This window comes from Paracidovorax avenae ATCC 19860 (genome assembly GCF_000176855.2).
GTDB classification, from domain to species: domain Bacteria; phylum Pseudomonadota; class Gammaproteobacteria; order Burkholderiales; family Burkholderiaceae_C; genus Paracidovorax; species Paracidovorax avenae.
Map to the genome: position 1 here is coordinate 4,643,232 of NC_015138.1, position 20,624 is coordinate 4,663,855.

19 protein-coding genes are annotated in these 20,624 nt (G+C 70.6%); 14 read left to right on the top strand and 5 right to left on the bottom strand.

What is annotated here, in order from left to right:
- Positions 1 to 128: 128 nt before the first annotated feature.
- From hppD to ACAV_RS24765, 4 genes are all read left to right on the top strand, one after another.
- Entirely contained in the window at positions 129 to 1,265 is a 1,137-nt protein-coding gene (gene hppD / locus ACAV_RS20145; protein ID WP_013596425.1) for a 4-hydroxyphenylpyruvate dioxygenase, read from the top strand.
- Positions 1,266 to 1,372: 107 nt separating this feature from the next.
- The gene (locus tag ACAV_RS20150) at positions 1,373 to 2,341 is read left to right on the top strand and encodes a Bug family tripartite tricarboxylate transporter substrate binding protein (protein ID WP_013596426.1); all 969 of its coding nucleotides are present in this window, start codon (positions 1,373 to 1,375) and stop codon (positions 2,339 to 2,341) included.
- A 58-nt stretch (positions 2,342 to 2,399) separates the two neighbouring features.
- Positions 2,400 to 3,239 carry a phenylalanine 4-monooxygenase gene (phhA, locus tag ACAV_RS20155; protein ID WP_013596427.1) on the top strand — a complete coding sequence of 280 codons (840 nt, stop codon included), beginning with the start codon at positions 2,400 to 2,402 and terminating at the stop codon, positions 3,237 to 3,239.
- Between the two features lie 140 nt (positions 3,240 to 3,379).
- A complete protein-coding gene (locus ACAV_RS24765; RefSeq protein ID WP_013596428.1) occupies positions 3,380 to 3,766 on the top strand; it encodes a hypothetical protein in 387 nt (128 codons plus the stop codon).
- A 30-nt stretch (positions 3,767 to 3,796) separates the two neighbouring features.
- On the opposite strand, the gene ACAV_RS20165 is transcribed toward ACAV_RS24765, so the two are convergent.
- Positions 3,797 to 4,717: an esterase/lipase family protein gene (locus ACAV_RS20165; RefSeq protein WP_041828832.1), complete on the bottom strand. Its 921-nt coding sequence runs from the start codon at positions 4,715 to 4,717 to the stop codon at positions 3,797 to 3,799.
- A gap of 229 nt (positions 4,718 to 4,946) precedes the next feature.
- Between ACAV_RS20165 and ACAV_RS20170 the strand changes: the two genes are divergently transcribed.
- The 7 genes from ACAV_RS20170 (at position 4,947) to rbsD (ending at position 13,029) form a co-directional block, all read left to right on the top strand.
- Complete coding sequence (locus tag ACAV_RS20170) at positions 4,947 to 6,635, top strand: AMP-binding protein (protein ID WP_041828833.1); 1,689 nt, start codon at positions 4,947 to 4,949, stop codon at positions 6,633 to 6,635.
- A 253-nt stretch (positions 6,636 to 6,888) separates the two neighbouring features.
- Positions 6,889 to 7,845, top strand: coding sequence for a sugar ABC transporter substrate-binding protein (locus tag ACAV_RS20175; protein WP_013596431.1), 957 nt, complete (start codon positions 6,889 to 6,891; stop codon positions 7,843 to 7,845).
- A 124-nt stretch (positions 7,846 to 7,969) separates the two neighbouring features.
- Positions 7,970 to 9,598 (top strand): sugar ABC transporter ATP-binding protein, encoded by a 1,629-nt coding sequence (locus ACAV_RS20180; RefSeq protein ID WP_013596432.1) that lies wholly within the window; start codon positions 7,970 to 7,972, stop codon positions 9,596 to 9,598.
- Positions 9,595 to 10,584, top strand: a complete 990-nt coding sequence (locus ACAV_RS20185; RefSeq protein WP_013596433.1) for an ABC transporter permease — start codon at positions 9,595 to 9,597, stop codon at positions 10,582 to 10,584. Before ACAV_RS20180 ends, ACAV_RS20185 begins: the two co-directional genes overlap by 4 nt.
- Before the next feature lie 17 nt (positions 10,585 to 10,601).
- Complete coding sequence (locus tag ACAV_RS20190; protein ID WP_013596434.1) at positions 10,602 to 11,663, top strand: LacI family DNA-binding transcriptional regulator; 1,062 nt, start codon at positions 10,602 to 10,604, stop codon at positions 11,661 to 11,663.
- Complete coding sequence (gene rbsK / locus ACAV_RS20195) at positions 11,660 to 12,640, top strand: ribokinase (protein ID WP_013596435.1); 981 nt, start codon at positions 11,660 to 11,662, stop codon at positions 12,638 to 12,640. Before ACAV_RS20190 ends, rbsK begins: the two co-directional genes overlap by 4 nt.
- Positions 12,637 to 13,029 (top strand): D-ribose pyranase, encoded by a 393-nt coding sequence (gene rbsD / locus ACAV_RS20200; RefSeq protein WP_013596436.1) that lies wholly within the window; start codon positions 12,637 to 12,639, stop codon positions 13,027 to 13,029. Before rbsK ends, rbsD begins: the two co-directional genes overlap by 4 nt.
- A gap of 9 nt (positions 13,030 to 13,038) precedes the next feature.
- Here the strand turns inward: rbsD and ACAV_RS20205 are convergent, their stop codons facing one another.
- Positions 13,039 to 13,566, bottom strand: a complete 528-nt coding sequence (locus ACAV_RS20205; protein WP_013596437.1) for a DUF6622 family protein — start codon at positions 13,564 to 13,566, stop codon at positions 13,039 to 13,041.
- Positions 13,567 to 13,724: 158 nt separating this feature from the next.
- Between ACAV_RS20205 and ACAV_RS20210 the strand changes: the two genes are divergently transcribed.
- Positions 13,725 to 14,678, top strand: a complete 954-nt coding sequence (locus ACAV_RS20210; protein WP_013596438.1) for an MBL fold metallo-hydrolase — start codon at positions 13,725 to 13,727, stop codon at positions 14,676 to 14,678.
- Positions 14,679 to 14,748: 70 nt separating this feature from the next.
- On the opposite strand, the gene ACAV_RS20215 is transcribed toward ACAV_RS20210, so the two are convergent.
- A complete protein-coding gene (locus ACAV_RS20215) occupies positions 14,749 to 16,731 on the bottom strand; it encodes a lytic transglycosylase domain-containing protein (protein ID WP_013596439.1) in 1,983 nt (660 codons plus the stop codon).
- 14 nt (positions 16,732 to 16,745) lie between these two features.
- On the opposite strand from ACAV_RS20215, the gene ACAV_RS20220 reads away from it, so the two are divergent.
- Positions 16,746 to 17,321 (top strand): 5-formyltetrahydrofolate cyclo-ligase, encoded by a 576-nt coding sequence (locus ACAV_RS20220; RefSeq protein WP_013596440.1) that lies wholly within the window; start codon positions 16,746 to 16,748, stop codon positions 17,319 to 17,321.
- Positions 17,322 to 17,490: 169 nt separating this feature from the next.
- On the opposite strand, the gene ACAV_RS20225 is transcribed toward ACAV_RS20220, so the two are convergent.
- The gene (locus ACAV_RS20225; protein ID WP_244875493.1) at positions 17,491 to 19,275 is read right to left on the bottom strand and encodes a sensor domain-containing diguanylate cyclase; all 1,785 of its coding nucleotides are present in this window, start codon (positions 19,273 to 19,275) and stop codon (positions 17,491 to 17,493) included.
- 155 nt (positions 19,276 to 19,430) lie between these two features.
- Between ACAV_RS20225 and ACAV_RS20230 the strand changes: the two genes are divergently transcribed.
- On the top strand, positions 19,431 to 20,117 hold the full coding sequence (locus ACAV_RS20230; RefSeq protein ID WP_013596442.1) for a glutathione S-transferase family protein: 687 nt from the start codon (positions 19,431 to 19,433) through the stop codon (positions 20,115 to 20,117).
- A 42-nt stretch (positions 20,118 to 20,159) separates the two neighbouring features.
- Here the strand turns inward: ACAV_RS20230 and ACAV_RS20235 are convergent, their stop codons facing one another.
- Complete coding sequence (locus tag ACAV_RS20235; RefSeq protein WP_013596443.1) at positions 20,160 to 20,621, bottom strand: hypothetical protein; 462 nt, start codon at positions 20,619 to 20,621, stop codon at positions 20,160 to 20,162.
- Positions 20,622 to 20,624: the final 3 nt, after the last annotated feature.

Here is a 20,624-nt window from a genome sequence, read left to right on the forward strand (position 1 = left end):
CCACGCCGGCGCGGCGCAGTTTTCCTGCACGGGCCTGAGATCTCCGCGATGTTTACGCCAGAAACATGAGCTTGCGTGCGCCTACAGTAGCATGACGCAGATCAACGCGCCAACCCCGGAGACAACGCATGAACACCCCACTGCCCCACCCCGCCGTCCAGGACACCGCAGCCTGGGAGAACCCGATGGGTACCGACGGCTTCGAATTCATCGAATATGCCGCTCCCGATCCGCAGGCCATGGGCCGGGTGTTCGAGGGCATGGGCTTCAAGCCCGTGGCACGCCACCGCCACAAGAACGTGACGCTCTACCGCCAGGGCGAGATCAACTTCATCATCAATGCCGAGCCCGACAGCTTCGCGCAGCGCTTCGCGCGGCTGCACGGCCCGAGCGTGTGCGCCATCGCCTTCCGCGTGCACGATGCCAAGGCTGCCTACGAGCGCGCGCTGAACCTGGGCGCCTGGGGCTATGCCGGACAGGCCGGCCCGGGCGAGCTGAACATCCCCGCCATCAAGGGCATCGGCGACAGCCTGATCTATCTGGTGGACCGCTGGCGCGGCAAGAACGGCGCGCAGCCGGGCGACATCGGCAACATCGGCTTCTTCGACGTCGATTTCGAGCCGCTGCCGGGCGTGACCGCCGAGGAGGCCCTCAACCCCAGGGGCCACGGCCTGACCTACATCGACCACCTGACGCACAACGTGCACCGGGGCCGCATGATCGAATGGGCGAACTTCTACGAGCGCCTGTTCAATTTCCGCGAGATCCGCTACTTCGACATCGAAGGCCAGGTGACCGGCGTGAAGAGCAAGGCCATGACCAGCCCCTGCGGCAAGATCCGCATCCCGATCAATGAAGAGGGCAAGGAAAAGGCCGGCCAGATCCAGGAATACCTGGACATGTACAACGGCGAGGGCATCCAGCACATCGCCATGGGCTCGGACGACCTCTACGCCACGGTGGACGCGCTGCGCGGCTCCGGCGTGCGCCTGCTGGACACCATTGACACCTACTACGAGCTGGTGGACAAGCGCATTCCCGGCCACGGCGAAAGCGTGGAAGAGCTGCACAAGCGCAAGATCCTGATCGACGGCAAGAAGGACGCGATCCTGCTGCAGATTTTCAGCGAGAACCAGCTGGGCCCGATCTTCTTCGAGTTCATCCAGCGCAAGGGCGACGACGGCTTCGGCAACGGCAACTTCAAGGCGTTGTTCGAGAGCATCGAACTCGACCAGATGCGCCGCGGGGTGCTGCAGGGCGCTTGAAAGAACGCCTAAAACCTTCTGCAAGCCGATTGACGTAACCAACTGCATCGGCATGGCACCCGTCTCTATACTGCGCCCTCCCAATGAGCACGGAGAGAGAGACACCCATGTTGCGTCGCAGTTACCTTTTGGCCGTCCTGCTGGCGGGAGGGGCCTGGAGCGTCCAGGCCCAGAACGCCTCGGCACCGCTGACCATCGTTGTTCCGTACCCGGCCGGCGGGCCGGTGGACGCGTCCGCCCGCATCGTGGCGGAAGGCGTGCGCGGCACGCTGGGCCCGGTGGAGGTGCAGAACAAGCCGGGGGCTGGCGGCACGACGGGCGTGGCGCTGGTGGCCAAGGCCCCGAAGGACGCCAATTGGCTGGTGATGGGCGCGGTGGCGACGCACGCGGTGAATCCGTGGCTGCAGAAGGCTTTCCCGTACGACCCGCTGAAGGACTTCAAGCCGATCGCGCTCGTGGCGCGCACGCCCAACGTGCTCGTCATGGACGCGGAGCATGCCAAGTCGCTGGGCATCCGCACGACCGGGGAACTGGTGCAGTACCTCAAGAAGAACCCCGACCAGGTGCGCTACGGATCGGGCGGCAACGGCAGCATCGGCCATATCGCGGCCGAGATGTTCAAGTCGCTCACCAACACGCGCGTGGCGCACGTGCCCTTCCAGGGGTCCGCGCCGGCGCTCAAGGCACTGCAGTCGGGAGAGGTCGCGTTCGTGTTCGACAACCTTGCCTCGTCGCTGCCGCTGATCAAGGCCGGCAAGCTCAAGGCCCTGGGCGTGACCAGTCTGGGCCGGGACGACGAGCTGCCGGACGTGCGCAGCATCAACGACGAGGTGCCGGGATTCAACGTGGTGACGTGGTTCGGCCTGTTCGCCCCCGCCTCGCTGCCCGACGCGGATGCCCGCCGCTATGCGGCGGCCATCACCGCGGCGATGAAGGTGCCTGCCAGCGAGCAGAAGCTCAAGAAGATGGGCATCGACGCCGAGGACCTGACGCTGGAGCCCTTCGGCCAGTTCGTGCGCGCGGAGCACGCGAAGTACGGCTTCCTCATCAAGGCCGCGAAGATCAAGATGGACTGACAGCGCGGGGCGCCCTGGCATGGGCACTCCCGTGCATTGCATAACGAGGAGACATGCCATGGGACAAGCCCCCGTCGTTTACGGCCAATCCGACCGCCCCCCGCGCGGCGACTACGCCCGCGCCGGCAGCGACTACACCTGCGCGCAGGACTATGCGGCCTATACACCGCAGGACCACGACACCTACCGGCGGCTGTACGCCCGCCAGTCTGCCCTGCTGCCCGGCCGCGCGAGCGAGGCCTTCATCGCCGCCCTGCCATCGCTGGGCGCGAGCGACCGCATCCCGCGCTTCGACGAGATCAACGAGCGGCTGCAGCGCGCCACGGGCTGGGAGATCGTGGGCGTTCCGGGCCTGATTCCCGAAGTGCCCTTCTTCACGCTGCTGGCGAACCGCAAGTTCCCGGTGACGGACTGGATCCGCACGCCCGAGGAGTTCGACTACATCGTGGAGCCGGACATCTTCCATGACCTGTTCGGGCACGTGCCGCTGCTGTTCAACCCGGTGTTCGCGGACTACGTGCAGCGCTACGGCCAGGGAGGCCTGAAGGCGCACGGGCTGGGTGCCTGCGAGATGCTGTCGCGCCTGTACTGGTACACGATCGAGTTCGGCCTCATCCGCGAGCGCGGCGCGCTGCGCGCCTACGGGGCGGGCATCCTCAGTTCTTCCGGCGAGCTGGAATATTCGGTGAACAGCCCCGGGCCGCAACGCCTGCCGCTGCAGCTGGAGCGCACGATGCGCACGCGCTACAAGATCGACACATACCAGCAAACGTATTTCGTGATCGACAGCTTCGAGCAGCTGTTCGCGATGACGGAGCCGGATTTCGGGCCGGTGTACGAGCGCCTGCGCGGACAGCCCGAGTTCGCCGCGGACGAGCGCGAGGCCGTGGCGGCCTGAGGGGCACCGGCACCGGCCGCGGAGGGTGGGTACACGGGCCGGCTTGCAGGGCATGGCCCTGCGGGACGCCCTTCGCGCGCCGGCAAGAGGTTTCGGGTGGTGCGGGGCAGGCGCGCCGCGGCGCGGCGAGGATGGCATCCATGACCCGTGTCTCCGGCATCACATCCAACCTGTTGCGTCCGCCGCCAGGTCTTTCATCGGCGTCCCTGGAAGGCCGCGTCGCACCCGTCGCGCCGCTTGTCCGGCGCTTTCCTTCTCCCGCGCCCGAGCCCACCGTACCGGGCATCGCGCGCCGCACGTCGTCGGCCGCCTCGATGGCACCCCGCGCCGCCGCCGGCCTGCTGACCGGGCCGGAGGGGTTCGCCCGGCATGGCCGGCTGCCGCCGCAGTTCAGCGCCGGGGGGCAGGCCCGGGCCGCGCGGCAGGCCACCCATGGCACGCCGCTGTGGAGCCCGCGCCCGGCGGCGGAGGCGCTGCTGGCGGCACGCTCCGGCACGCTGCTGCACCGGCAGCCCCTCGCGGCCTGAAACGCGCCCGCTCCGGAAACAGGCCGTCCGTCAGGGCTGCCCGGCGATCTCCAGGCAGGCACGCACCACGTCCGGATGGAATGCCATGTGCACGTGCCCCGCGCCCGCCACGAAGCGGTTGTCCGCCCCGGCCAGCAGGGCCGTGCTCGCGGGATAGACCACGTTGTCGCAGTCCGAGTGGAAGCAGGTGAAGCGCGCGCGCAGGGATGGCGGCTCGGAGGCATCCAGGGCCTGCAGCCATGGATGGCCGGGCACCATTTGCCGGCCGTTGTCCGAACGGCTGAGCCGGGCCGCCTCCGTGCCGCCATGCGGCGTGCCGAGCGTGACCACGCGGTGCACCCGGCCGATGCCCGGCTCGCCGCAGGCTCGCAGCCAGGCCCGGACCGCGAGGCCGCCCATGCTGTGGCCGATCACGAGCGGGGGCCGTCCCGTGGCGTCGGCCACCCGCCGCACGGCCGCGTCGATGGTGGCGGCGTAGCCGTCGATCGGGCCGAAGGGCGGCTCCAGCGTCACGGCCACGAACGCATGGCCGCGGCGGCGCAACAGCGCGAACCAGGGCATCCAGAAGCCACGGTTGCACAGGAAGCCATGCACCAGCACGACCCCGCGCGGCGCCGCGGTGGTGCCGCCAGCCGCGGGCGGAGGAAGCCAGTCCGGCACGGCCGCATGGCGAAAGGGCTGCCACCAGCCGAACACCCAGCTCGCCCACCGGGTTTCCGCCCACCAGGCACGCAGCACGCGCCCCGCGGGAGGGGCAGGCACCGGATCGCCCCGGTTGGCATGCAGCATGACCAGGAACTGCAACCCCAGCCAGAGACGGGGCCCCACCAGCCAGAGGGCGGCACCAGCCAGCGCCCACGCGGGCGACCGGGGCCAGAGCCAGGCCAGCCAGCCCGCGGCCAGCGCGAACTGCGCCACCACCATCCACCGCTGCCACCTTGCATTCGTCACATCGTTTCCTTTCCGGTCCCGGGGCCGATCGTGCCCCCGCACAGCCCGGATCCTGTCACACCGGAGACGCGAAGCCATGCACGAGCCCCCCGGCCCCGGGACTGACCCGATGGACAGGCGCGCAGGCGTTTCCACAATCGCCTCCAGCCCCCGCCAATCGGCCCTTGCGCCCCTGCAATGCCGCATCAACCGCCCGCCGCCCGGCGGAGCGCGAAAGGAAGACGAATCCATGGACCGGATCTGGCTGAAAAACTATCCCCCCGGCGTACCGCACGAAGTGGATCCCGAAAGCTACCGCTCGGTGGCGCACCTGCTGGAGGAATCGCTGCGCCGCCATGCCGGCCATCCTTTCTCGGTCTGCATGGAGCAATGGATGGACTATGCCGAGCTGGACCGCCTGAGCACCCGGCTGGGTGCCTGGCTGCAGGCCCAGGGACTGGCGCAGGGCGCGCGCGTGGCGATCATGCTGCCCAACGTGCCGCAGTTCGCCGTGGCCATGGCCGCGGTGCTGCGCGCCGGCTACACCTGCGTGAACGTGAACCCGCTCTACACGCCTCGCGAGCTGGAACACCAGCTGCGCGACTCCGGCGCGGAGGCGATCGTCATCCTCGAGAATTTCGCGCGCACGTTCTCCGAGGTGGTGGAGCGCACGGCCGTTAAGCACGTGGTGCTCACCGCGCTCGGCGACCTGCTCGGGCCCGTGCGGGGCCGCTGGATCACCTTCGCGGTGCGGCACCTGGCGAGGATGGTGCCGGCCTTCGACCTGCCCCTGTCGGACGGCCGCCGCGTGACGACGCTGCCCGCGGCGCTGGCCGAGGGCGCGCGGCACACGCTCGCACCCAGCACCGCGACGCTCGATTCCGCCGCGTTCCTGCAATACACGGGCGGCACGACGGGGCTGTCGAAGGGCGCGGTGCTCACGCACCGCAATATCGTGGCGGCCACGCTGCAGGCGGAGGCCTGGTTCACGCCGGCGCTCTCCCGCATCGGCGACGTGCGACAGGCCAACAGCATCGCGGCCCTGCCGCTCTACCATATCTTCGCGCTCACGCTGTGCCTGCTGGCCATCCGCCAGGGCTCGCACCTCACGCTGATCCCGAACCCCCGGGACATCCCCAAGTTCGTGGCGGTGCTGAAAAAAAGGCCCTTCCACCTGATGCCCGCGGTGAACACGCTGTTCAACGCGCTGCTGCAGAACGCGGAGTTCCGCGCACTCGATTTCTCGCACCTGTGCGTCTCGCAGGCGGGCGGCATGGCCGCCTCGGAGAGCACCGCGCGGCAATGGCAGAAGGTGACGGGCAACACCATGATCGAAGGCTGGGGAATGAGCGAGACCTGCGCCATCGGCACCAACAATCCCGTGGACAACAGGGAGTTCACCGGCACCATCGGCCTGCCGCTGCCCGGCATCGACATCGCGATCAAGGACGACGCGGGCCTGAGCCTGCCGGTGGGGCAATCCGGCGAGATCTGCATCCGCGGCCCGAACGTGATGGCGGGCTACTACCAGCAGCCTGAGGAGAACGCCCGCGCCTTCACGGCCGACGGCTTCCTGCGCACGGGCGACATCGGCGTGATGGACGCAGAGGGCTACACGCGCATCATCGACCGCAAGAAGGACATGATCCTGGTCTCCGGCTTCAACGTGTTCCCCAACGAACTGGAACAGGTCATCGCCCTGTGCCCGGGTGTGCTCGAGTGCGCGGCCGTCGGCGTGCCCGACGAGAAGCAGGGCGAGGCGATCAAGGTCTTCGTGGTGCGCAGCGACCCGGCTCTCACCGAGGACGCCGTGGCGCGGTACTGCCACGAGCACCTGACCGGGTACAAGTGCCCGCGCCACATCGAGTTCCGGGATGCGCTGCCCAAGACGAACGTGGGCAAGATCCTGCGGCGCGAACTGCGGGCGCCGGCGCCCTGAAACCGTCCGGCAGGCGCCGGACCCAAATCCCGTCGCGAACCCGGCCACCGCCGGGTTTTTTGCATCCGGATGTAAACAATTCCGAGCCCCCTCCAGGAAAACGGTGTGCGGCGCTCCTGCAGAATGGATGAGCGCAAACGTTTGCGCAAACGTTTTCTTTCGCTACCATAGCACCCCCGCAGGTCCTCCCGCCGCGAACGGCAGAAGGCCTGCGCCCGACTATTCTCTTTTCGCCCACAACCAGGAGACTTCCATGCCCTTGAACCGCCGCACCCTCCAGACCGCCGCCGTGCTGGCCCTCGCCGGTGGCCTGTTCGCGCAGCCTGCCTTCGCGCAGGACAAGCCCAAGGTGGCGCTGGTGATGAAGTCGCTCGCCAACGAGTTCTTCCGCACCATGGAGGACGGCGCCAAGGCGCACCAGAAGGCGCATGCCTCGGAATACACGCTGGTGGCCAACGGCATCAAGAACGAGACCGACACTGCCGCGCAGATCAAGATGATCGAGCAGGCCGTGGCGCAGAAGGTGAACGCCATCGTGCTCGCGCCCGCCGATTCCAAGGCCCTGGTGCCGGCCGTGAAGGCCGCGGTGGACAAGGGCATCCTCGTGGTCAACATCGACAACCGCCTGGATGCCGACGCGCTCAAGGAAAAGAGCCTGAACGTGCCCTTCGTCGGCCCGGACAACCGTGCCGGCGCCAAGCTGGTGGGCGATTACCTGGCCAAGCAGCTGAAGGCCGGCGACAAGGTCGGCATCATCGAGGGCGTCTCGACCACCTTCAACGCGCAGCAGCGCACGCTGGGCTTCCAGGACGCGATGAAGGCCGCCAACATCAACGTGGTGGGCGTGCAGTCCGGCCAGTGGGAAATCGAGAAGGGCAACACCGTGGCCGCCGGCATGCTGCGCGAGCATCCGGACCTGGTGGCACTGCTGGCCGGCAACGACAGCATGGCGCTGGGCGCCGTGGCCGCGGTGAAGGCCGCCGGCAAGGCCGGCAAGGTGCAGGTGGTGGGTTACGACAACATCAACGCCATCAAGCCCATGCTGGCCGATGGCCGCGTGCTGGCCACGGCAGACCAGTACGCCGCCAAGCAGGCGGTGTTCGGCATCGAGATGGCGCTGAAGGCGCTGTCGGCCAAGACCCCGCAGGCCCAGCTGCCCGCCGAGGTCAAGACCGAGGTGGTGCTGGTGACCAAGGGCACCGGCAAGTAACACTGCGGCGACGCGCGCGAGCGACGCGGCGCCGCAGGGCGCCGCGCTGACTTTCCGCGCACCGCATGGCCGACGCCGCGCGCAACCCGCGCGGCATTCCTCCTTTTTTCCGGGTTCGCACACCGTGGCCGACCATTCCTCCCCCATCGCCGCCGCACCGGCGCCCGCCTCCGTGCCCCTGCTGGAAATGCTGGGCGTGGGCAAGGACTACGGCCCCACCACCGTGCTGCACGGCGTCACGCTGTCGCTGCATGCCGGCGAAGTGCTAGCGCTCACCGGCGAGAACGGCGCGGGCAAGAGCACGCTGTCGAAGATCCTCTGCGGGCTGGAGCCCGCCACGCGCGGCAGCCTGCGCCTGGCAGGGCAGCCCTATGCGCCGTCCTCCCGGCGCGACGCCGAGCGCCAGGGCGTGCGCATGGTCATGCAGGAGCTGGGCCTCGTGCCGACGCTCACCGTGGCCGAGAACCTGCTGATGGGCCGGCTTCCGCACCGGATGGGCTGGCTGCGCCGGCGCGCGCTGCACGATGCGGCGCGCGCGCAGCTCGCCAAGATCGGCCTCACGGGCATCGACCCGGCAACGCCCGTGTCCCGCCTGGGTATCGGCCAGCAGCAGATGGTGGAGATCGCCCGCAACCTGCAGGACGACACGCGCATCCTGGTGCTCGACGAGCCGACGGCGATGCTGACGCCGCGCGAGACCAATTACCTGTTCGAGCAGATCGCCCGGCTCACGGCCCGCGGCGTGGCCATCATCTACGTCTCCCACCGGCTGGAGGAGTTGCGGCGCATCGCCGACCGCGTGGCCGTGCTGCGCGACGGCGCGCTGGTGGACGCCCGCCCGATGGCAGGGCTGTCCGAAGCAGACCTCGTGCAGCGCATGGTGGGGCGCGCGGTGAACGACCTGGAGCACCGCCCCCGCCGGACGGCCGGACCCGTAGTGATGCGGGTGGACGGCATCGGCCGGGGCACCGCAGTGCAGGACGTGAGCCTGGCGCTGCGGGCCGGCGAGGTGTTCGGCATCGCGGGCCTCGTGGGCTCGGGCCGTACCGAACTGCTGCGCCTGCTGTTCGGAGCAGACCGCGCCGACCGCGGCAGCGTGACGCTGGCTGCAGGGAGCACGGCTTCCGGCGACGCCGCGGAGCGCACCCACGAGCGTGGCTTCCGCTCGCCGCTGGCGGCGATCGCCGCGGGCATCGGGCTCGTGAGCGAAGACCGCAAGTCGCAGGGCCTGCTGCTCAGCCAGCCGATCCGGGTGAACGCCACGCTGTCGGACCTGTCCGCCGTGTCGCGCGCGGGCTGGCTGCGCCGCGCGCACGAGAACGCGGTGGTGCAGGGATTCATCCGCACGCTGCGGGTGCGCTGCCGCGGGCCGGAGCAGCCCGTGGAGCAGCTGTCGGGCGGCAACCAGCAGAAGGTGGTGTTCGCGCGGTGGCTGCACCGCGACGGCCGCGTGCTGCTGCTGGACGAGCCCACGCGCGGCGTGGACGTGGGCGCGCGCGCCGACCTGTACGCCGAGCTCGACCGCATGGCCGCCGAGGGCCGCGCACTGCTCATGGTGTCGTCCGACCTGCGCGAGCTGATGGCCATGGCCGACCGCATCGGCGTGATGAGCGGCGGCCGCCTGGTCGCCGTGTTCGAGCGCGGCGAATGGACCGAGCAGTCGCTGCTGGCCGCCGCCTTCTCCGAGGCCGAAGACCGCCCGCGCGCCGAAGGCGCCGGTTCCGCATCCCCCCTTTCTCCCGCTTCCGCATGAACGCCACCACGTCCCCCTCCTCCGCATCCGCCGCGCCGTCGGTGCCGCTCTGGCGCACGCAGCTGGGTACCTATCTGGGCCTGGCCGCCGTGCTGGTGGGCATGGTCGCGCTGTTTTCCTGGCTGTCCGACTTCTTCTGGAGCGCCGAGACCTTCGTCACCATCGCCAACGAGATTCCCGCGCTGGCCGTGATGGCGGTGGGCATGACGTTCGTGCTCATCATCGCGGGCATCGACCTCTCGGTCGGCTCGGTGATGGCGCTGTCCGCGGCGACGTCGGCAGCGGCCATCCTGCAATGGGGCTGGAGCGTGCCGGCCGCGGCGGCCCTGGCGCTGGCCACCGGCCTGGTGTGCGGCACCATCACCGGCGCCGTGTCGGTGGCCTGGCGGCTGCCGTCGTTCATCGTGTCGCTGGGCATGCTGGAGGCGGTGCGCGGCAGCGCCTACCTGGTGACGGATTCGCGCACGCAGTACGTGGGCGATGCGATCTCCTGGCTCGCCGCACCCGTGGCGGCCGGCGTCTCGGTGGCTTTCGGCATCGCGCTGCTCATCGTGGTGGTGGCCCAGCTCGTGCTGTCGCGCACGGTGTTCGGCCGCTGCATGGTGGGCATCGGCACCAATGAGGAAGCCATGCGGCTGGCCGGCGTCGATCCGCGGCCCATCCGCATCGCCGTGTTCGCGCTCACCGGCCTGCTGGCCGGGCTGGCGGGCCTGATGCAGTCGGCACGCCTGGAGGCGGCCGACCCGAATGCCGGCGCCGGCATGGAGCTGCAGGTGATCGCGGCCGTGGTGATCGGCGGCACCAGCCTGATGGGCGGGCGTGGATCGGTGGTGACCACGGCCTTCGGCGTGCTCATCATCGCGGTGCTGGAGGCGGGCCTGGCGCAGATCGGCGCGAGCGAGCCGAGCAAGCGCATCATCACCGGCTGCGTGATCGTGGCGGCCGTCATCATCGACACGCTGCGGCAGCGCCGCGCGGCGGTCTGAGGCCGGCGCGGGAAGACATGGCAACCATCAAGGACGTCGCGCGCGAAGCCGGGGTGTCGGTAACCACCGTCTCGCACGTGCTCAACGGCACGCGGCATGTGAGCGACGATGGGCGTGCCCGCGTGGAGACCGCCATCCGCCAGCTGGGCTACGTGCCCAGCGCGATCGCGCGCAGCCTCAAGAGCAACCACACGCGCACGCTGGGGATGCTGATACCCAACAGCTCCAACCCCTACTTCGCCGAAGTCGTGCACAGCGTGGAGAACCGCTGCTTCGGCGCGGGCTACAACCTCATCCTGTGCAATACGCACGACGAGGCCCAGCGGCAAAGCTCGTACCTGCAGGTGCTGGCCGAACGGCGCATCGACGGACTGATCGTGGTCTCCACGGGCCAGGACGCGGCGCTCGCGCGCCAGCTCGAGGGGCTGGGCGTGCCCACCGTGCTGGTGGACCGCGAGATCGAGGTCCACCGGCAACCCTGCGACCTGGTGGAGACCGCGCACCGCGAAGGCGGCCGGATGGCCACGCGACACCTGCTTTGGCTGGGCCATCGCCGCATCGCCTGCATCGGCGGCCCCCAGGACCTGGCCCCCAGCACGCAGCGCGTCGAGGGCTGGCGCGACGCGCTGGCCGAGGCGGTCGTGGACGACGGCGGCCTGCTGTGGCACGGCGATTTCACCAGCCAGAGCGGCTACGAAGCCATGCAGTCGGTGCTGGCCTCGCCGCGCCCGCCCACGGCGGTGTTCGTGGGCAATGACCTGATGGCCATCGGCGCGCTCTGCGCGGTCCACGAGCGCGGGCTGCGCGTGCCGGAGGCCATGTCGATCGTGGGTTTCGACGATATCGCGCTCGCGGCGTTCACCAGCCCTCCGCTCACCACCGTGGCCCAGCCCAAGCGGCAGATCGGCGTGGCCGCCGTGGACATGCTGCTGGAGCGCATCGACGGCGCGCGGCGCGAACCACGCCAGCTGCTGCTGCAGCCGGAACTGCGGCTGCGCGCCTCGACCGCGGCCCTGCCCCCGGGCACCGCTTCCACTGCCGCTCCGCACGGCCGTTTTCCTTCCGGCAACCCCGAATGACCGCCTCTTCCCGCCCCGCCCCGGAGATCCCTTCCCGTTCCGCCCCGCCGCGCATCGCCGTGGTGGGCAGCCTCAACATGGACATCGTCCTGCGCGTGCCCCGGGCCCCCGGCGCAGGCGAGACCGTGATGGCCGATTCACTGCACCACATTCCGGGAGGCAAGGGGGGCAACCAGGCAGTGGCCTGTGCGCGCCAGGGAGCCCATGTGCACCTGCTGGGCCGCGTCGGTCACGATGCGCACGGAGCGGCCCTGCGCGCCGCGCTGGATGCCGACGCTATCGACCATGCCGGCGTGCAGACGGACGCCGAGGCCCCTACGGGCATCGCCTGCATCACGGTGGAATCCACCGCGCAGAACCGTATCGTCGTCGTCGGCGGGGCGAACGCCCGCTTCGAGATCGACGCGCAGGCCCTGGGCGCGGCGCTGCAGGGAGCCAGCAGCCTGCTGCTGCAGTTCGAAGTGCCGATGCCGCAGGTGATGGCCGCCGCCAGGCAGGCGCACCAGCGGGGCTGTCCCGTGGTGCTCAACCCGTCGCCCATGCAGCCGATCCCCGATGCCCTCTGGCCGCTGGTGGACACCCTGGTGGCCAACGAGGTGGAAGCCGCGCTGTTCGCCGACTGCGACGTGGAAACACCCGAAGATGCTGCCCATGCCGCACGCCTGCTGCGGGCACGGGGCCCGCGGCAGGTGGTGGTGACGCTGGGCGCGGCGGGCGCCGTGGCCTGCGACGGCAACGGCTGCCGGCACCACCTGGGCCTGCGCGTGGATGCCGTGGACACCACGGCCGCGGGCGACACCTTCCTGGGCGCCCTGACCGTCGCGCTGGCACGCGGCGAATCGCTCGACCTGGCGGTGCAGACCGGCGTCCGCGCCGCGGCGCTGTGCGTGACCCGCCCGGGCGCGCAGCCATCGATCCCCACGCGCGCCGAAGTGGCCGCATCCCCCCTGCCCCCTGAATGGAGCCGCATCGCATGAAACGCACCGCCCTGCTGCACGCCGACCTGTCCCGCGCCATCGCCGCCCTCGGCCATGGCGACATGATCGTCATCGGCGATGCCGGCCTGCCGATTCCGCCCGGCCCCCTGCGCATCGACCTGGCCGTGACCCCGGGACTGCCTTCGGTGGCCGACGTGCTGGGCGCCGTGCTCTCCGAAATGCAGGTGGAGCGCGCCCTGATCGCCACCGAGGCGATGGAGCGCGCGGGCGGGGCCGTGCCCGGCTGGGCCGGAGCGCTGCCCGTGGCCCCGCAGACCCTGTCCCACGAGGAATTCAAGCGCCTCACGCGCGATGCGCGCGCCGTGGTGCGGACGGGGGAATGCACGCCCTACGCGAACGTCATCCTCTGCGCGGGCGTGACGTTCTGACCGGCTCCGTCAGGTGCGGCGCAGCGGCGGCACGCCCTCCCGCGCGGCCCGCCACAGGCCCAGCAGGCGCAGCGCCCGCCCCGCGCTGGCGCCAGTGAAGACGCCATAGAGCAGGCTGACCGCACCGGCGAACAACGGATCGCCCGACAGCGCCGGATGCAGGGCGAGCGCCACCGCCACGGTGTACTTGGTGCAGAAGATGCCGAGCATCAGCAGGGGCGGGCGGATGCTGCCGGGCAGGTGAAAAACCGCATCCACGGGGTCGAAGCGTGTGCCCGCCGGCGCCGGGCGCGACGCGACGAAGGCCGCCGCGGCCAGTGCCGCCACACCCCATGCGGCCCAGGCGGCCGGCTGCGCATGGCGCGCCGCCACCATGCCGTACAGCGAGAACGCCGCCATGGCGGCCGGCAGCAGCAGGGCGCGCCCGACGGTCCTGCGGGACGGGCGCATCTGGCGCACACCCAGCGCGGACAGGGCAGCCAGCAGCGCGAAAACCCAGGCGGGCGTCGCCTGGAGCATGTGGGCAATGAAAGTCATCGGATTCCTCGGCAGCGGTACGGCGATGACGCACTGTCGGGCCTCCGTGCCGCACGGGCGAGCGCGGTGCGACGGCCTGCGCCGGGGCGGCGCGAAGGGTTGCGCCGGATGGATGAACGGCAGGGCCGGTGCCATACTTTCCCGCAGAGGCTCTTTCCATGCAAACCCCCACGCCCCAGGCCCCCATCGGCGGCACCCCGCCGCTCCTGCCGCCCGGCACCACGGTGCTCGAACGCGGATGGCTTTCGGCCAACAACATCGTCTGCGTGGGCGACGACGCGGCGGCAGTCGTGGACACGGGCTACTGTGTGCATGCCGGCCAGACGGTGTCCCTGGTGGCGGCGGCCCTGGAGGGGCGGCCCCTCGCGCTCATCGCCAACACCCACCTGCACAGCGACCACTGCGGCGGCAACGCGGCGCTGCAGCAGGCCTGGCCGGAGGCCCGCATCCTGGTGCCGCCCGGGCAGGCCGAACACGTGCGCGACTGGAATCCGCAGGCCCTGAGCTATACGCCCACGGGGCAGGACTGCCCGCCCTTCCGCATGGGCGGGTTGCTGGAGCCGGGAGGCACGGTGCACCTGGGCGCGCACGAATGGCAGATCCATGCCGCACCCGGGCACGACACCCATTCGGTGGTGCTGTTCGAGCCCCGGCACCGGGTGCTGCTTTCGGCCGATGCCCTCTGGCAGAACGGTTTCGGCGTGGTCTTCCCCGAGCTGGAAGGCGAGCACGCCTTCGCGGACGTGGCGGCCACGCTGGACCTGATCGCCGGGCTGGCTCCGCGCACCGTCGTGCCGGGGCACGGCTCCGTGTTCACGGACGTGGCGGCCGCGCTCGATGCGGCCCGGCGCCGGCTCGACGGCTTCGTGCGCGCCCCGGAGCGGCACGCGCTCTACGCCGCCATGGTGCTGCTCAAGTACAAGCTGCTCGAATGGCAGAGCGTGCCGCTCGCCCGGCTGCATGCCTGGGCCGGTGCGACGCCGTATTTCGGCCTGCTCCATGCCGGCCATTTCGCGGACCAGCCCCGCGCGGCGTGGCAGGAGGCACTGGTGCATGAACTGGTGCGCAGCGGCGCCGCCCGGCTGGACGGGGAGACACTGCACAACGCCTGAAGGGAGCGGCAGCGGCCGGCCCGGCGCTGCCGCAGGACGCAGCGCGCGTGGCGCCCGCGTCCGTGCCCGGTCAGGGCAGCTCGCGGCTCGGGTCCGGCGTGGCGGCGTCGCGCGGGCCCACGTTGCCGAGCCGGCCCTTGAGCGACTGGGGCTGGCCCGTCAGGATCGCGGCATACATCGTGGTGTTGGAGAGCACCTTCTTCACGTAGTCGCGCGTTTCCGAGAAGGGGATGTTCTCGGCCCAGATCGCGGCCTCGAGCACCGGTCCGTTGCGCCAGTTGCGCGGCCGGCCGGGGCCGGCGTTGTAGGCAGCCGCGGCCATGGGCATGGAGCCGTCGAAGTCGTCGAGCGCGAGCTTGAGGTAGGCCGTGCCGATAGCGATGTTGGTGTCGCGGTCGTTGATCTGGTCGGGCGTGAAATCCGCCATGCCGATCTTGCGGGCCGTCCAGCGCGCGGTGGCGGGCATGACCTGCATCAGGCCCGACGCGCCGACCCCCGAGCGCGCATCCATGATGAAGCGGCTTTCCTGGCGGATGAGGCCATAGACGTAGGCGGGATCGAGCCCGATGGACTGTGCGCGCGCCACGACGTTGTTGCGGAACGGCATCGGGAAGCGCTGGCCCACGTCCGTGAAGGACTTGGTGCGCTCGCTGGTGTTGATGCAGCGGTCCCAGATCTCGCGCTGGCAGGCGAGGTCGGCGGCGGCCAGTAGCTCGCGGTCGCCCATGCCGCCCGGCGAGTGCAGGTTGGTGGTGTAGTTCCACTCTCGCACGCCTTCGTGCCGCAGCCCCAGGCCGATGGCATATAGGCTGCGCACGAAGCCCGGATTGGCGCGCGCGGCGGCCTTTTCCTCGGGCGTGGGCGGCAGCGGCGGCGCGGGCGGGACCACGCGCTGGCCGAGCTCTTCCAGCGCCAGCTGCTCATAGAAGCCGCCGGGGCCCGCGATGCGCTCGAGCAGTTCGCGCGCCTTCGCCCGGTCCTCGTCGCCCGGGCGGTTGGACAGCCAGGCCCGCGCGCGCCAGTAGGTCCAGGCAGGATCCTGCCGCCCGGCCGGGCTCATCGCGTCGATGGCGCGGGCCACCTGCTTCCACTGCCCTGCACGCAGGGCTGCGCGCACCTTCCAGCCGAGCATGTCGTCGGTCAGGTCGGCATCCTTGGAGACGTTTCCGTAATAGCCCAGCGCATCCGGCGACAGCGCCACGGCGGACTGCTTGCCGATCACGCCCCAGACCCAGTTGCGCTCCTCCGGAGTGAGCAGCGGGCCCCATTTGGAGTCCAGCAGCCGGGCCGCAGTGCCTGTGTCGGACATCGCCATCTTGATGAGCGACAGCACCACCAGTTCCTGCCGCATGCGGCCCGGTGCCGTGGCACGGCTCGCGAGGAACTTGGCGGGGGCGTCGAACACCTCGCGCAGCATCGGCAGCGCCTCGGGCGCGACGATCTCGACCGCGTTGCGCGTGGCGCGCGCCCGGTTGGCCTCGGCCGCCAGCCGGGCCTTGCGCCACACGTCCAGGGCCGCGATGCGCTTGTCGGAATAGAACTCGGCCGCCGCGTGCGTGCAGCCGTCGTCGGCCTCGCGCAGCGCATACCAGTTGCGCAGCACCTCGTCGGCCGCGCCGGAGGCCGCGGAACCCTTGATCTGGTCCACCAGCAGCGCGTAGCAGCGCACCTCGCGGTCGTCGTTCATGCGGTAGAGGGCGTGCAGCTCGCTGAACTGCGCCCAGTCGCGCCGCTGGCCGACGAGCAGCAGCCAGTCGTTGCGCAGGCGGTCCTCCTGGTAGGTGCCGGCAAAGCGCTGCAGGAAGCCCGCCACCTCCTGCGGCGTGGCCTGGTCGAGGCGGGCGCGCAGTTCCCAGTACGCTCCCCACGGTTCCAGCACGTGCCCGCGCAGGTCCGGCAGCAACTGCGTGAGCCGCGCGCGGTCGCCCTTGCGGTAGGCCTGCTGCATTTGTAACAGCGCCTCGTCGCCCCGGTTTTGAGCCTGGACAGGCGCCGCGGCGGTAGCGAAGGCCGCGGCGGCCAGGAGCGGTGTCAGAATCGTGAGCAATTGCATTGGGGAATTATGTGATGGACAAAGCAGCCCTGCGACGCGCATTGATCGAGGAACGCCTGAACCTGCCGGACCGCCTACAGCGTGCGGACCTTTTGCAGCGCGTGATGCGCATCTGGCTGGTGGACCGCCCGGACACCGTGATCGGCGCCTACTGGCCCATCAAGGGCGAGTTCGATCCCCTGCCCGCGCTGCACCGCTGGAAGGAGGACGGCGAACTGCTGGACGAGCCGCAGCGCCGCCGCATCGGCCTGCCGGTGGTGAACAAGGAACACAAGACGCTTACCTTCCATGCATGGTATCCCGGCTGCCCGATGGAAGAGGATGCCTACGGCATCCCGAAGCCCAAGGACACCGAGATCATCGTGCCCACCCTCCTGTTCGTGCCCTGCGTGGGCTACGGCCCCGGCGGCTACCGCCTGGGGTATGGCGGTGGCTTCTACGACCGGACCCTGGCCACGCTGTACCCGGTGCCCACCACCGTGGGCCTGGGGTTCACCCACGGCTTCCTGGAGGATTTCGAGCCGGAGCCGCACGACCTGCCGCTCGACGCCATCCTGAACGACAACGGAGTCGTCTGGCCGATGAAATAGGCTCCCCCCTGAGTCGCCTTCGGCGCCTTCCCCCCGGGGGGACGACGCCAGCGGCCCGGCAAAGCCGGTTCCGCGGCGCCTGCTGGCATGGCCTGCTCCGCGGCCTTCTGACGGGTGAGGCCGTGCGGTTCCAAGGCTGTGCTTTTGGGCAAAGGATGGGGCTTGGAAGTCAGGGCGGCGGGGCCAGGTCGCTCGCGAAGGCGAAGCATTCTGCGCCGCCGTTCCGGCCGCGGCGCTTGCTGGCGTACATGGCGGCGTCGGCGGCGCGCAGCAGGGATTCCAGGGTCTGGCCGTCGCCGGGATGGCTGGCGATGCCCACGCTGAGGCCCACGGACAGGTTCCGGCCTTCGAAGCCGAGAGGGACTGCCACGGCCCGGGCCATGGCGCGGGCCTTGTCCGCGAGGGCCGTGCAGGGCGGCGCCCCGACCAGGAGCACGGCGAATTCGTCGCCGCCCAGGCGTGCGACCAGGTCTCCTTCGCGCAGCAGGGCCCGCAGGCGCGGCACCAGGGCCACCAGCACGGCGTCGCCCGCCGCGTGGCCGTGGGTGTCGTTCACGGCCTTGAAGCCGTCCAGGTCCAGCAGCATGAGCGTGAACGGTTCGCCGGCCTCCAGCGCCGCTTCGGCCCGGCGCGCCAGCCCGGCGCGGTTGGCCGCGCCCGTGAGGGCGTCCGTGCCCAGCACCTCCACCAGCTCGCGGGTGCGCCGGCCGAGCGCCTGTTCGGACATGCGCAGCAGGCGCAGGCGCGATGCCATGGCGGCGGCGAAGATGACGGCTTCCGCCACGAGTGCGGCCTGGGTCAGGTCCATCTGGCCCGGCGTCCAGGCCACCCAGCCCCAGCTCGCGACGATGATGGCGCAGATGCCCAGCAACAGCAGCAGCACGCCGGCGCTGTAGAGCACGGCGGGCCAGTAGCGCCGGCGCACCGCGATCAGCGCCCCGGCGGCCAGCACCACGGTGGACACCATTACCGACGCCTGCACGGCCCGGAACAACCAGAGCGGATGGGGACCGAAAAGCCCGTACACGGTGGCCGCGCCCAGCACCGCGACCAGGACGAGCACCAGGCGGTCGATGCGCGGCGCATAGCGCGAGAGGCGCAGCAGGCTGCGCCCGAACAGCAGCTTGGACATGGCCCAGAGCGGGGGCGCGAGGGTGTAGAACAGCCCCGCCGCCGCCGGCCAGTGCGCGAACGGGTAGCGCAGCGCATGCCCGTTCAGGCTGGCCAGCGCCAGCAGGGCGCAGGCGCACGAGAGCGAATACCAGGCATAGATGCCCTCGCGGAACACCAGCAGCATCGCGAGGCTGAAGGCCAGCAGGCCCAGCAGCAGGCCATAGCAGGCACCGTCGAACATGCGCTTGTCCTGGGTGGCCTGCAGATAGTCGGCCAGGTCCCAGGCCGTGACCGCGTAGAAGCGCGCGAAGGTCGATTCCACCCGAAAATACGCCGTGTAGGTCTGCGCATCCGGCAGCCGGAAGCGCCAGGCCATCTGCTCCGATCCCGCAGGCCGCGTGGCCCACGGATGGCGCATGCCCGTCACCACCGGCGGCGCCAGCGCGCGGCCATCCGGGCCGTAGGGCCCATAGAAGCGCAGCTCGTGGGTGGACACCGTGGGCACGACCAGCAGCCATTCGCGTTGCGCGTCCCCCGGGTCGGCCAGGCGCAGTTGCACGCGGAACCAGAGCACCCGGTCGGCCTCGGCGCCCCGCAGGGGATCGTCGGGATGGACGAAGCGCGCCGCGTTCTCCGGCGCGAGCACATCGCCGATGCCGAGGCGGCGCCCCGGGTCTTCCAGCACCTCCATGTGGGGCACGAGCGAGACACCGCCCTCGCGCGCAGCGAGCACTGCCGGCTCGACAGTACCCGCACGCGCGGCCGGGTGCACCAGCGCCAGGCAGAGCCAGGCCAGGACGGCGCGCAACAGCAGCAGGCGGAAGAACGGGAAGACCGGCACGGATCGCGAAAAAAGCTGGGGGCGGATTGTGCCGCAGGCCGCCCGGTGCCGCATTGATGCGCGGCATGTATCAATCGGCGGGACATACGGCATTGGCAGGGGCGGCGCATGGCCCTAGCATCGGCCTTCCCTTTCCACCCCTGCGAGTGCGGTCCATGCTCCAGCTCTACATCGGCAACAAGAACTACTCCTCCTGGTCCATGCGCCCCTGGGTGCTGCTGCGCGAGGCCGGCATTCCCTTCGAGGAAGTGGCCGTGCGCTTCGACAGCTTCGAGCCCGGCTCGCGCTTCAAGCAGGCCCTGCAGGACGTGAGCCCCACCGGCAAGGTGCCCGTGCTCGTCGATGGCGACATCACCGTGTGGGACACGCTGGCCATCGCCGAATACCTCGCGGAACGCCATCCCGACAAGCATCTGTGGCCGCAGGACGCGGCGGCCCGTGCACAGGCGCGCAGCGTGGCCGCAGAGATGCACAGCGGCTTCGGCGCGCTGCGCAGCGCCTGCCCCATGAACATCGAGGCCCACCTGCCCGAAACGGGCGCCCTGCTCTGGCGCGACCGCCCCGGCGTGCGTGCCGACGTGCAGCGCCTCGTGGAGATGTGGGGCGCCCTGCTGCGCGAGCACGGCGGCCCGCTGCTCTTCGGGGACCGGTTCACCATCGCGGATGCCTTCTTCGCACCCGTCTGCATGCGCCTGCGCACCTATGCCCTGCCGGTGCCGGAGCCGATCGCCGCGTATGTGGAGCACGTGGCCTCGCGGCCGGGCGTGAAGGCGTGGATCGACGCGGCGCTGGCCGAACAGGACTTCCTGGACTTCGAGGAACCCTACCGGCTCGGGCGCTGAACGCCCCCGGGCCGTCGCGGTCCCGGCCGCTCCCGCCCGGAGTCAGCCCTGGCGGAACTGCTTGCGCAGGAAGGCCCGGTGCCGCGCGATGTGCGCCATCTGCGCCGGCGCGATGGAGCCGCCCAGGTCCTCGTCCTCGGTATTGAGCACCCGGTTCGCGCAGGCCAGCGCGCGGGCCACCACCTCCTGCTCGGGCACGCCCTGCGCCGCGGCGAGCTCCATCGCCACGCTGCGCATGGCGCGCTGCGACAGCACCCACATCGCGGCGAAGGCGTCCCAGGCCGCGGCCGTCTCCTTGAACCGGTCGCGCTCGGCCAGGATCTCGCTGAGCGGCTTGTCCAGCACTTCCTGCAGCGATTCCAGCCGCTGCTTCAAGGCCTCGGCCTCTTCCTCGCGCCGCAGCGCCTCCACGGCGGCGTTGGCGGCCGCATCCGACGATTCGGGCACGGGCACGCTGCCATCGGGGTTCATCTGGGCGATGGTGAGGGAGGAAGAAAGAGACATGGC